We start from the raw sequence: 467 nt of genomic DNA on the forward strand, positions 1-467 counted from the left end.
TTCGAGACGGCAGTATCAAGGTGTTCGTGACCATGACGCTGCTTGGTCACCCGGCGTATCCCCTGAAAGGGGACGAGGCGCGCAAGTAACCACAGTTCCAAGAGGAGAGTCATGCCTTACACAGTAGCGCGCCCACGGGCGTGGATAGCCGGCCTGCTGGCAGCATTGTCACTGGCAATGTCCGGTTGCGGCGACGAGCCAATCTCAGTGTCAATGGTTGGATACAACCACACCGATGTAGGCATCTACGCGTTCGAGGTCAATGGCCGGGGTGGCCCGAATATCTGGCCGCACGAGGGCGGTGGCAAGTTCACCTGTTGCGTCACGGTGCCACGGGTCTACAAGCCTGGCATGACGGCGAAGGTCAGGTGGCTCCATCGCATCGACGATGTTCCGCAGGAGCGGATTGTCCCTGTGCCCCCCTACCGCCCTGAAGACGTGGGGCTTCTGACTCTCCATTTTCTTCG

General features: G+C 60.2%; 1 protein-coding gene. It reads left to right on the top strand.

What is annotated here, in order from left to right:
- Positions 1–111: 111 nt before the first annotated feature.
- Positions 112–467 (top strand): DUF3304 domain-containing protein (locus tag AB4Z27_RS29540; RefSeq protein ID WP_441646050.1); only part of this gene is annotated, 356 nt, incomplete at its 3' end.

It is taken from the genome of Cupriavidus sp. KB_39, from assembly GCF_052114485.1.
Classification (GTDB): domain Bacteria; phylum Pseudomonadota; class Gammaproteobacteria; order Burkholderiales; family Burkholderiaceae; genus Cupriavidus.